The 11,621-nt window shown below is 44.8% G+C and carries 10 protein-coding genes; 3 read left to right on the top strand and 7 right to left on the bottom strand.

Features of this window, described 5'->3' with window-relative positions; genetic code table 11:
- Window positions 1-22: 22 nt before the first annotated feature.
- The 7 genes from M1D69_RS06605 to dnaE all read right to left on the bottom strand — a co-directional run bounded on the left by M1D69_RS06605 (window position 23) and on the right by dnaE (window position 10,333).
- A complete protein-coding gene (locus tag M1D69_RS06605) occupies window positions 23-406 on the bottom strand; it encodes an FxsA family protein (protein WP_024122457.1) in 384 nt (127 codons plus the stop codon).
- A gap of 95 nt (window positions 407-501) precedes the next feature.
- Window positions 502-2,259 carry a pyruvate kinase gene (gene pyk / locus M1D69_RS06600; protein WP_458104213.1) on the bottom strand — a complete coding sequence of 586 codons (1,758 nt, stop codon included), beginning with the start codon at window positions 2,257-2,259 and terminating at the stop codon, window positions 502-504.
- A 43-nt stretch (window positions 2,260-2,302) separates the two neighbouring features.
- On the bottom strand, window positions 2,303-3,262 hold the full coding sequence (pfkA, locus tag M1D69_RS06595) for a 6-phosphofructokinase (RefSeq protein WP_044153864.1): 960 nt from the start codon (window positions 3,260-3,262) through the stop codon (window positions 2,303-2,305).
- Window positions 3,263-3,447: 185 nt separating this feature from the next.
- Window positions 3,448-4,425, bottom strand: a complete 978-nt coding sequence (gene accA, locus M1D69_RS06590) for an acetyl-CoA carboxylase carboxyl transferase subunit alpha (RefSeq protein WP_458104214.1) — start codon at window positions 4,423-4,425, stop codon at window positions 3,448-3,450.
- Window positions 4,410-5,282 carry an acetyl-CoA carboxylase, carboxyltransferase subunit beta gene (gene accD, locus M1D69_RS06585; protein ID WP_044153863.1) on the bottom strand — a complete coding sequence of 291 codons (873 nt, stop codon included), beginning with the start codon at window positions 5,280-5,282 and terminating at the stop codon, window positions 4,410-4,412. Before accD ends, accA begins: the two co-directional genes overlap by 16 nt.
- A 334-nt stretch (window positions 5,283-5,616) precedes the next feature.
- Entirely contained in the window at window positions 5,617-6,849 is a 1,233-nt protein-coding gene (gene maeB / locus M1D69_RS06580) for an NADP-dependent malic enzyme (RefSeq protein ID WP_044153862.1), read from the bottom strand.
- 136 nt (window positions 6,850-6,985) lie between these two features.
- Window positions 6,986-10,333: a DNA polymerase III subunit alpha gene (gene dnaE / locus M1D69_RS06575; RefSeq protein ID WP_458104215.1), complete on the bottom strand. Its 3,348-nt coding sequence runs from the start codon at window positions 10,331-10,333 to the stop codon at window positions 6,986-6,988.
- 140 nt (window positions 10,334-10,473) lie between these two features.
- Here dnaE and ytrH point away from each other — a divergent pair, with 140 nt between their 5' ends.
- The 3 genes from ytrH (at window position 10,474) to M1D69_RS06560 (ending at window position 11,607) form a co-directional block, all read left to right on the top strand.
- A complete protein-coding gene (ytrH, locus tag M1D69_RS06570; RefSeq protein ID WP_024122464.1) occupies window positions 10,474-10,815 on the top strand; it encodes a sporulation membrane protein YtrH in 342 nt (113 codons plus the stop codon).
- On the top strand, window positions 10,812-11,315 hold the full coding sequence (ytrI, locus tag M1D69_RS06565; protein WP_024122465.1) for a sporulation membrane protein YtrI: 504 nt from the start codon (window positions 10,812-10,814) through the stop codon (window positions 11,313-11,315). Before ytrH ends, ytrI begins: the two co-directional genes overlap by 4 nt.
- 100 nt (window positions 11,316-11,415) lie before the next feature.
- Window positions 11,416-11,607 (top strand): hypothetical protein, encoded by a 192-nt coding sequence (locus tag M1D69_RS06560; protein ID WP_010335284.1) that lies wholly within the window; start codon window positions 11,416-11,418, stop codon window positions 11,605-11,607.
- Window positions 11,608-11,621 lie beyond the last annotated feature (14 nt).

The following is an 11,621-nucleotide window of genomic DNA, read 5'->3' as shown; positions in this document are numbered from 1 at the left end:
GCCCATGATGCAGGCTGCCGTTTTATTTTATAATGATCCGCTTGTTCTTCGACATGCCTCTCAGCCATTTGAACAGGATCGGCTTACACCAGCTGCGGGTGAACGGGATAAGCAGGCATGCGCCGGCCAGGTCTGATAAAAAGCCTGGCAGCATCAGCAAAAGGCCGCCAATAAAGATGCACAGGCCGTCAGCAATCGCTTCACCAGGCATCTTGCCGTATTGAAGGTCACGCTGAACTTTGAAGTAAACTTCAGTTCCTTGTTTTTTGGCAGCTGCTGCCCCAATGATCCCGGTCAGAATCATCAAAAGGACCGTCGGAAGAATGCCGATCAGCTTGCCCGAAAATAGAAATATGCCGATTTCAATTGCCGGAAACACAATAAAAAGCAAAAATAAAAACCTCATCTCCAGCCCCCCACATGTGTAAAACGCCTTAGTTCAAAATAGTGACAAATAGAGAAAAGGAAGGGAATACGCTCCCTTCCCATTTTCAGATGTGATTAAAGTACACTTGCACGGCCTTGGTAGACTGCCCCTCTAGAAGCGTCAACCGTAATATCCTGGCCTTCTGTCAAAATGGTTGTCGCATTTTCCAAACCAACAATAACCGGAATGCCGAGGCTTAATCCGACTACTGCAGCATGGCTTGTCAAGCCGCCTTCTTCTGTAATAAGGGCAGACGCTTTTTCAAGAGACGCGATCATGTCACGGTCAGTGCTAGTTGTCACCAAAACAGCGCCGTCAGTCATTTTTTGTTCGGCTTCTTTCGCGTTTTGCGCAATGACAACAGGACCGTAAGCTGATTTACGGCCGATACCTTGGCCTTTAGCGATGATATCGCCGACAGTATGAACTTTCATCAAATTCGTTGTTCCTGACTCACCGACAGTGCCTGCTGTAATGACGATCAGATCACCATTTTTCACAATCCCGCTGTGTAATGATTTTTGCACAGCATCTTCCAGCATCTCATCAGTTGAGCTTGCATTTTGACCGCTTTCTGCGAAAACGCCGGATACAAGAGCGAGCTTTCTGGAAACAGACTCATTTACAGTCACAGCGACAATCGGTGCCTGCGGGCGGTATTTAGCAATCATACGCGCTGTATGGCCGCTTTCAGTCGGAGTCACAATCGCAGTAGCATTCAAGTTAATGGCCGTATGTGCAACCGATTGGCCGATTGCATCAGTAATCGTCATGCCTACCTGGTCTCTGCGTTTTGAAAGAATCTCTTTGTAATTCAGCGCCTCTTCAGAACGGGATGCGATGTTATGCATCGTTTGAACTGCTTCAACCGGGTAGTTTCCGGCAGCTGTTTCACCAGAAAGCATGATCGCATCTGTGCCGTCGAAAATTGCGTTTGCGACGTCACTCGCTTCCGCACGAGTCGGACGCGGGTTGCGCTGCATGCTGTCAAGCATTTGTGTCGCTGTAATAACCGGTTTGCCCAGTGCGTTGCATTTTTTAATCAGGTCTTTTTGCACGAGCGGCACTTCTTCAGCCGGGATTTCCACACCTAAGTCTCCGCGCGCAACCATTAAGCCGTCAGACACTTCGAGAATAGAATCGATGTTGTCTACACCCTCTTGGTTTTCAATTTTAGGGATAATTTGAATATCCTGAGCATTATGCTCCTCAAGAAGTTCACGGATTTCAAGCACGTCAGTAGAACGGCGTACAAAAGACGCAGCGATGAAATCTACTCCTTGCTCAATACCGAAAACGATATCTCTGGCGTCTTTCTCAGTAATACCAGGAAGGTTGACGCTGACACCCGGCACGTTAACGCCTTTTTTGTTTTTCAGTGTTCCGTTGTTTAGTACTTTTGTTTTGATTTCGCGTTTAGCGGCATTCACTTCAAGTACCTCAAGACCGATAAGCCCGTCATCTAAAAGAATCGTTGAGCCTTTTTCAACGTCCTCTACTAAGCCTTCATATGTTACTGAAATCTTATCAGTTGTTCCAACTACCTCGTCCATTGAAACGATAAGCTCTTTGCCTGTTTCAAGCTCAATAGCACCGTTTTCCATAGTATGTGTACGGATTTCAGGGCCTTTTGTATCAAGCAGGATTCCGACGTTTTTGCCGAGCTTTTTACTCGCTTCGCGGATATTTTTAATACGTGCTCCGTGCTCCTCAAAATCTCCGTGAGAAAAATTTAAACGAGCCACATTCATTCCTGACTCCATTAATTTCGTAAGCATTTCAATACTTTCACTTGCCGGACCGATGGTACAAACAATTTTTGTTTTTCTCAATTCGTTCACTTCCTTCTGAAATCTTCAGCCTTCTGCTGCATTCTTAAATAGACAGTTCTTTTGAAAGCTGATACATGTTTTGCTCAACTGTGTGTTTTTGATCCAGTATTTCTATAATATCATGGTCTACAAGCTTATTGTTTTGTATACCTACACAGCGTCCGCCTTTTCCTTCAAGCAGCAGTTCAACCGCATACGCGCCAAGTCGGCTTGCCAGAACACGGTCAGCAGCACTTGGGGAACCGCCGCGCTGGATATGGCCTAATACAGATACCCTAGTTTCAAGATTTGTTTCTTCTTCAATGCGTTTCCCGAATTCAACACCGCTGCCTACACCTTCGGCAACGATAATAATACTGTGTTTCTTCCCGCGCTCATGGCCGCGTTTTAACCGGGCAATGATTTCGTGCATGTCGTAATCAGCCTCAGGGATCAAGATTGATTCCGCGCCGCCTGCAAGTCCGGCCCATAATGCAATATCGCCGGCATGGCGGCCCATCACTTCGATCACATATGTACGTTCATGAGAAGTCGCTGTATCGCGGATCTTATCAATTGCGTCAATTACTGTATTTAAAGCTGTGTCGAAACCGATTGTAAAATCAGTACCCGGAATGTCATTATCAATTGTACCCGGTACACCTACACATGGAAACCCGTGCTCTGTTAATTTCTTCGCACCCATGTATGAGCCGTCTCCGCCGATAACGACAAGCCCTTCGATACCCAGCTTCTTCAAGTTTTCGATCCCTTTTTCACGGCCTTCAACCGTTTTGAATTCAGGACATCTTGCTGTATAAAGCTTTGTTCCTCCGCGATGAATAATATCACCTACAGAACCGAGCTCTAGCTTTTCAATCTTTCCGTTGATCAATCCTGAGTATCCGTTATAAATGCCGTAAACTTCAACGTCATGATAAATCGCTTTTCTGACAACTGCGCGAACCGCTGCATTCATTCCCGGGGAATCCCCGCCACTCGTCAATACCCCTATACGTTTCATTCTCCATTCACCTCAGCAAACATATATGATTAAAACATAACATGATCATTGCCCTAAAAACAATGAAAAGGGATCTCCATCCTCCCTATGAAACCTTACCTATTATACAATTAAATAAATTGTTTTTAAATAAAATTTAAAGAATGTCACAAAAAATAAACGTGAGCCAAAGGCTTCACGTTTATTTAGTTTACCCCGATATATTGATCTTTAATCGATACTTTCCCAATTGCTTTGTATTTTTCATAGCGCTGCTGAATTAATTCTTCTTCATTCAGCTTCAGCAAAGTCTTTAACGATTGTTTAAGGGTTTCATCCATGTAGCTTGCCTGCAGCTTAATATCGTGGTGCGCTCCGCCTTTTACTTCTTTTATCATATGATCTATAATACCTAATTCTTTTAGGTCAGGCGCAGTGATTTTCATTGTTTCCGCCGCTTTTTTGGCAAGACTGGAGTCCTTCCATAAGAGTGCCGCAGCACCTTCAGGAGAAATAACAGAATAAGTAGAGTTTTCCAGCATATGCAAGTGGTTGCCCACACCTAAACCTAGAGCTCCGCCGCTTCCGCCTTCGCCGATGACGATACAAACAACAGGCACTCTAAGGCCGGCCATTTCAAACAGGTTTTTGGCGATTGCTTCGCTTTGTCCTCTTTCTTCAGCTGCTCGTCCAGGGTATGCCCCCTTCGTGTCAATAAAACAGATAATCGGTCTGTTAAATTTATCAGCCTGTTTCATCAGACGAAGCGCTTTTCGATAGCCCTCAGGATGAGGCATTCCAAAGTTGCGGACCAGGTTTTCCTTCGTGTCTTTTCCACGCTGATGTCCGATAACTGTCACAGGCAGGCCGTGAAACTTGGCAATCCCGCCGACAATGGCTTCATCGTCTCCGTACGCTCTGTCTCCGTGACATTCAAAAAAGTCTGTAAACAGGTAATGAATATAATCAAGTGTTGTCGGACGGTCCGGCAGACGTGCGATTTGAACACGGTCCCAAGGCTTCAGATTTTTATAAATATCATCCTGAAGCTTAGCGAGACGGTCTTCAAGCCGTTCGATTTCTGCACTCAGATCCATTTCCGAATCCTGGGTGAATTTTTTTAATTCGGCGATTTTGGTTTGCAGTTCAATCACCGGTTTTTCAAATTCTAATCTTGCAGCCACTCAATGTCACCTCCTGTTTGATGCATATCCAGCAGATTCTCTAACGTTTTTTTCATGTCGTCGCGGTGAATAACCGCATCAAGCTGTCCATGTTTTAATAAGAATTCCGCCGTTTGGAAGTCCTCCGGCAGTTTTTCGCCTATAGTCTGTTCGATAATCCTTCTTCCGGCAAAACCGATCAGCGCGCCGGGCTCCGCGAAATTATAATCGCCAAGAGAAGCAAAGCTTGCCGATACCCCGCCGGTAGTCGGATGCGTCATGACTGAGATAATGAGACCCTGTTCCTCACTGAATAATTTTAAGGCAGAGCTTGTCTTTGCCATTTGCATAAGGCTTAATATGCCTTCCTGCATCCTTGCACCGCCGGAAGCAGTAAAAATAATAAACGGAACTTTATCCGCTTTTGCTTTTTCAATCGCAAGCGTTATTTTTTCACCGACGACAGAGCCCATGCTGCCCATACGGAATGAAGAATCCATTACCGCGACAACAGCAGGAAATCCCCCGATGGTGCCCTTGCCTGTGACAACAGCCTCGTTTAAGGATGTTTTCTCGCGATCTTTTTCAAGCTTTTCCAGATAACCTGGGAAACCGAGCGGGTTTTCCGATAACATCCCCTGATTGAATTCCTCAAAGGACTGTTCATCCATCAAGCTTTCGATACGCTGTTTTGCATTCATTGGGAAATGATAATCGCAGTTCATGCATACCCGCATATTTTTATCCAACTCTTTAGTGAGCATGATTTTTTTACACTTAGGACATTTTGTCATAATGCCTTCCGGAACATCGTGCTTCGCTTGATCTGACGGTACGGAAGCATACTTTTTCTTTTTCGTGAATATATCCTTTAACAAATGATTACCTCCCTTTTGTGAAGGGTTCTCTTCACCGCATGCCATCCAGACAGATAGACTTGCTAATAACTTTACCGAAACTATTGTACTTTTTTTGTCAAACGCTGTCATCCTCAATTCGACAACTTTTTATCCGCAGGCGCGTGCGGACAGGCTCATGATAAACCTAATAAATCGTTGAACCAGTAAGGTTGGTAACGTATTCAAAAATCATGTTAAACTCGGCTGAAATTTTTTTAAGTCCTGACCCCAAAAAAATTTCAGCCGCAAGTTTAACTTGAGAACAGCGCGCCGGTCTCCGCCAACGCGCTGCCATTTTTGGAATGAATTAAAATTATTCGCCAATAATCGTAAGTTTTCTTGTTTTTTCTGCGACTTCCTCAGGGTCAACAGTGATTCTTGCTACTCCTGTTTCCATCGCCGCTTTCGCCACAGCCTTAGCCACAGCTGGCGCAACACGTTTATCAAACGGTGCAGGGATGACGTACTCTGGGCTAAGCTCATCGTCTGATACTAGTGAAGCAATGGCTTCAACCGCTGCAATCTTCATTTCTTCGTTAATGTGAGTGGCGCGCACGTCAAGCGCTCCGCGGAAAATTCCCGGGAAGGCAAGCACATTGTTTACTTGGTTCGGGAAATCTGAACGGCCTGTTCCGATAACGCTCGCTCCAGCTTCACGCGCATCTTCCGGCATAATTTCCGGATTTGGATTTGCCATTGCAAAGATAATTGGATCTTTTGCCATGCTTTGAACCATTTCTTTTGTTAACGCGCCTGCTACAGAGACACCGATAAATACGTCAGCATCAACGATGACATCTTTCAGAGAACCGTCTTTGCGGTCTTGGTTCGTGAACTTCGCCACTTCATTTTTGACATCGTTCATGCCGTTCGGGCGCCCTTCATAAATGGCCCCTTTGGAATCGCACATCACAATGTCGCGAACACCATAATGATGAAGAAGCTTGATAATCGCAATGCCAGCCGCACCAGCGCCGTTTGCGACAACTTTAATGGATGACATGGATTTTCCAGACAGTTTCAGCGCGTTTACAAGACCTGCTACGGTTACAATGGCAGTACCGTGCTGATCATCATGGAAAACCGGGATATTTGTTTCTTTTTTGAGGCGCTCTTCAATGATAAAGCAGTTTGGCGCCGCGATATCTTCAAGGTTGACGCCGCCAAATGTCGGTTCAAGCAATTTAACGGTTTCAACGATTTTATCAACATCGTTTGTGTTTAAAGCAATCGGGAACGCGTCTACGCCGGCAAAGCTTTTGAAAAGAACGGCTTTCCCTTCCATAACAGGAAGTGCGGCTTCAGGGCCGATGTTTCCAAGGCCGAGCACAGCTGTACCGTCAGTTACAACTGCTACCATGTTCCCCTTCATTGTATAATCATATACTTTGTTAATGTCTTCATGAATATCCTTACATGGTTCTGCTACACCCGGGGAATAAGCAAGGCTTAAATCTTTCGCATTTTTAACCTCTACTTTAGATTTGGATTCGAGCTTCCCCTGATTCACTTTATGCAGATGTAATGCTTCTTCTCTTAATGACATTCTCCTAAACACTCCTTAATGGAATTTTTTGATTCGTATGCTGCTGCATTGATTACTGCATTCTGCGGAGTTAATCTATCAGAATATTTAAACAGAGTAACATAATTGCTCCAATTGTATAACAAAAAGCAAATGGTTACCACTGTTTTAAAACGACGTTTTTTTGACCTAACAGCTCTTTTAAGCGGTATAACACCTGGTGATCCGCATCGATATGGAACGCCTCAGGAAGCTTTATCGTCTGTTTTTGCCTTTCATAATAGAGATAAACGCCGGTTTCCCCCTTATGCTCCAGCAAAATGCGCTTGATCTTTGTCAGGATCTCCTGACTGTGCTGACTGCTTTCTATCTTCATATAAACCGATGGCGCTTTTTCAGCATTCATATTTTCCAGCAATTCCGCTCTGGACATAATAAATTGGACTTTTTCCTGCCTGATTTCACATTTCCCTGCTGAGAACAATAGAGCGCCCTCTCTTAAAACCGGGGAAAGCTGTCTGAATTGTTCAGGGAACACAACGGCTTCCATTTCACCGGTCTCATCACTTAACGTTAAAAACGCCATGTTTTGACCTGTTTTTGTCCGAATCGTTTTGATTTTCGACAGCAGGACACCGAGTGAAACCTGTTTTTTAACAGCCTGCTGAGCCTGCTGAATGGATACCGCTCCGCGCGCTGTCAGCTGGTTTCTAAAGGCAGAGAGCGGATGATTTGAAAAATAAATACCGAGCGTTTCTTTTTCAAATGCAAGAATATCCACAAGCGGAAGCTCCTCGGTTTCCACGTACTTCGGTTTAATGGAAAACGATTCATCTAAAAACAATCCCATTTGGTCATCGTCCGCGGCGAATAGCTCGGCATGCTCTAACGCAACGTCAATCGATGCGAGCAGCGTAGCCCGGTTTTGATCGAATTCGTCCATTGCACCAGAAAATATGAGTGCTTCAAGCGTTTTGCGATTTACGCTTTTTGACAGCACGCGAAAGCAGAAATCGAAAAGATCTTCAAATGGTTTCTCTTTCCTTGCTTTATATATATCTTTGACTGCTGAGACGCCTACACTTTTTATCGCACGGAGGCTGTACCTGACAGCTCCGTCTTCAACTGTAAACGGATAGCTGCTTTTGTTCACTGACGGAGGAAGGATACGAATCCCGCTCCCCTTCGCTTCGTAAAGATATTGAGCTATTTTATCCTCATTGCCAATGACGCTTGTAAGCAATCCGCACATAAAATATAAAGGATAATGAGCCTTCAAATACGCAAGCTGGCAGCCGATCATGCTGTATGCCACCGCATGGCTTCTGTTGAAGCCATAGTTTGCGAATTTGACGATTAAATCGTAGACTTCATTTGCAGTGTCTACAGAATACTCCTTTTTTAAGCACCCTTCAACAAAATGGCTTCGCTCTCGGTCAAGAATGTCTTTCTTTTTTTTGCTGACTGCACGTCTGAGCAGGTCCGCCTCACCTAAAGAAAATCCTGCCATACGCGATGCAATCACCATAATTTGCTCCTGATAAACGATGACGCCATACGTATCTTCCAATATCCCTCTTAAATCTTCATGGGGATAATGAACCGGCACGCGCCCGTGTTTACGGTCGATAAATAACGGAATATTTTCCATGGGGCCTGGCCGGTACAGCGCGTTTACCGCGACAATATCTTCTAATCCTGAAGGCTTAAGCCTTTTCAAAACGCTTCTCATTCCTGAGGATTCAAGCTGGAAAATCCCTGTCGTATCCCCTTTTGACAGCAGGGAGAATGTTTTTTCGTCTTGATAAGAAATACTCGAAAGATCTATTTTAATATTTTTTTCTTTTTCAATCATTGAAGTGATGGACTCGATGAGTGTCAGGTTGCGCAAGCCCAAGAAATCCATTTTCAAAAGGCCCAGATCTTCGAGGTGATCCATCGCGTATTGCGTTAAATAGATCCCTTCATGTCCTTCCTGAAGCGGGACAACATCAGTTAACGGTTCCTCACTTAAGACAACGCCTGCCGCGTGGGTTGACGTATGTCTCGGAAGACCTTCTATTTTTCTGGCAATCGTAAACACTTGCTGAAGCAGACTTGACTCACTGAGTCGCTTATTCAGCTCCGGCGATTGTTTTCTCGCATCATCCAAGGTCATGCCCGGCCTTGAAGGAATGAGCTTCGCAAGCTGATCCGCTTCCTTCGGGCTTACACCGAATACCCTTCCGACGTCCCGAAGCGCCGCTTTTGCCGCCAGCGTCCCGAAGGTAATAATCTGGGCGACGTGCATTGCGCCGTATTTCTGCTGAACGTATTGAATGACCTCGTCCCTTCTTGTATCCGGAAAGTCGATATCAATATCCGGCATACTGATTCGCTCCGGGTTTAAAAACCTCTCAAACAGCAGATGATGCTTGATCGGATCAACGTCCGTGATATAGAGGACATAAGCCACGAGCGATCCCGCCGCAGAACCCCTTCCCGGCCCTGTCACAATCCCTTTTTCATGGGCGTGCTTCATAAAATCCCATACGATCAGAAAATAATCGCTGAACTTCATCCGCTTGATGACATCAAGTTCATATTGAAGACGTCGAATATACTGTTCATCTGGTGTATCGAAGCGGCGGCGAAGCCCTGTCATACAAACATCCGTCAAATAATCATCCGCGGATGTACCGTCTGGAGTCGGAAACGATGGCAGGCGGGTCTGTCCCAGACTGACGTCAACCCGGCATTGTTCTGCAATCTCAACAGATGCTTGCAATGCTTCAGGATACTCTTGGTATATAACACGCATGTCATCAATGGATTTCAAGTCGAGATCCGGCATCTCTTCGTTTGATGCCTCAGTGAGTTTTTCACCTGACTTTATCGCTTTCAAACAGCGATAGGCAGCCTGATCTTCTTTCCTTATATAATGAACATCGCCTGTCGCCGTGACCGGAATTCCCGTTTCTTCAGACAGCCGGAGGATTTGCTCAGATAAGAATTTATTTTCTTTAAACGGTTGAAAAGATAAATAAAAAGCGCCTTTTCCGAATATAGACTGAAAATGAAGTGCGGCTTGAGCGGCCTGGTCAAACAGCCCTCCTTCAAGCAGCATTTCAATATAGCCCTTCTCGCCGGGGGTGATCGCAATAATGCCTTCGCGATAGCTGTTAAGCCATTTTGGCTTCAGGCCGTTTTTTGATTTCGATTGCAGGACGCTGCTGATTTTCAGCAGGTTTTGATAGCCTGTATTTGATTTTGCCAGCAGGACAAGAGGGTAGGCTTCGAGCTCGTCATCATCTGTGAAAACAGAAGCCGTCAAGCCGATAATCGGGTTGATCCCCCTCGCCTTGCATGCTTTATAAAATTGTATAGCTCCGTACATGACATGATCATCTGTCAGCGCCAAAGACGCATATCCGAGCCTGTCAGCTTCACTGACGAGCTCTTCCACAGCCGCGGCGCTGTTTAGCAGGCTGTACCCGCTATGCACTTGCAGGTGAACAAAAGACATGCTATCACCTCTTTCTCCATTACGATCCATTTCTTTCTTCATTATAAGTCGGGTTTTCAAAAGAAACAAATGTTCTTTTTCGAGTCGTCATCATACTTGTCCCGAATGCTCAATATGATATAAAAGGTGAGGTGATCAAGATGGATCAGGAAGCTGGTTTTATGGTAAATTTTATCAACAGTTATTTTATTGCATTAGGGGTGCTGATTGGAGGCGCACTCATCGGAGGCCTTGGAGCATATTTGGCAGGCGAAGCCCCGCTTACGGTCATTACAAAGCTTGCGAACAGATTAAAAATATGGGCGCTGGTCGCCGCTATCGGCGGTACATTCGATGCGGTATACAGCTTTGAACGGGGTATTCTTGAAGGCAATACGAGAGATTTATTCAAGCAGATTCTTCTCATTATCTCGGCCATGGGCGGGGCGCAAAGCGGCTGGCTTATTATTTCATGGCTGACGCAGGAGCATATTTCTTCATGAGAGTGCCGCAGCATTACAAGAAACCGGGATGGCAGCGTTTTTTTGCTGGTATGATGTGCGGAGCCGTGATCAGCTGGTTTTTTTTCCTGTTTACATACGGAACATTCCAGGAGGAGCAGGTTTCCCTCATCGAAAAACAAAAAGAGCACGTCAAAGACTTGAACGACCAAATTTCCATCTATCAGGAAGACCTCCACAAACTAAATGAAGACAATAAAAGAAAACTGCTTATTCAAAGCGTCGATGTCAAATTGCTGAATGGAGAAAAATATAAAATCTCGCAGCCTGATAAAACAAAATTCGAGGAACATGTAAAGGATGATATTTCAGAGGTCATTACAAAGGATATAGAAAGCGTCTATAAAACGAAGGAGCTTTTAAAACGGACAATTGAAAATAAAGTCTATACGATCAATGAAAAAAAATATGAGGCAGCCGTCAAGGAATTAATTATTTACACAAGGCTTTCGGTAGAAATCGAAATATCATTCGCGACGTAAATATGGAATTTTTTTAAATTTTTCAAACTCCTGTCGCTTTTTCCCATTCTTTTTTATAAACTATAAATGAGGCTTAATAGCGAAAGGAGGAGGAAGGGAAATGGAGGTTTACAGTGACCGTCAATTAGCAAAAGATCAAGCAGCCCGACTCAGACAAGGTTTTTCTGCATATGCCGAAACAAACTCACTCGCTTCCCTCATCAAAAAAGAACTTCAATCTCACAATCTCCAAGTCTACGAGGACCTTACTGAGTTCGGCTGCTGGTTCATCCCCGTCACAGATGAACACTAAGAGAGAGGGTCTCC

This window comes from Bacillus sp. PK3-037 (genome assembly GCF_054161355.1).
Note: the sequence above shows the minus strand (reverse complement) of the source record. Positions and strands in the feature narration are given on the sequence as shown.

Coding starts and splice junctions, on each gene's coding strand:
- M1D69_RS06605 (WP_024122457.1), bottom strand. CDS start 406: ATGAGGTTTTTATTTTTGCTTTTTATTGTGTTTCCGGCAATTGAAATC.
- pfkA (WP_044153864.1), bottom strand. CDS start 3,262: ATGAAACGTATAGGGGTATTGACGAGTGGCGGGGATTCCCCGGGAATG.
- maeB (WP_044153862.1), bottom strand. CDS start 6,849: ATGTCATTAAGAGAAGAAGCATTACATCTGCATAAAGTGAATCAGGGG.
- dnaE (WP_458104215.1), bottom strand. CDS start 10,333: ATGTCTTTTGTTCACCTGCAAGTGCATAGCGGGTACAGCCTGCTAAAC.
- ytrH (WP_024122464.1), top strand. CDS start 10,474: ATGGATCAGGAAGCTGGTTTTATGGTAAATTTTATCAACAGTTATTTT.
- ytrI (WP_024122465.1), top strand. CDS start 10,812: ATGAGAGTGCCGCAGCATTACAAGAAACCGGGATGGCAGCGTTTTTTT.
- M1D69_RS06560 (WP_010335284.1), top strand. CDS start 11,416: ATGGAGGTTTACAGTGACCGTCAATTAGCAAAAGATCAAGCAGCCCGA.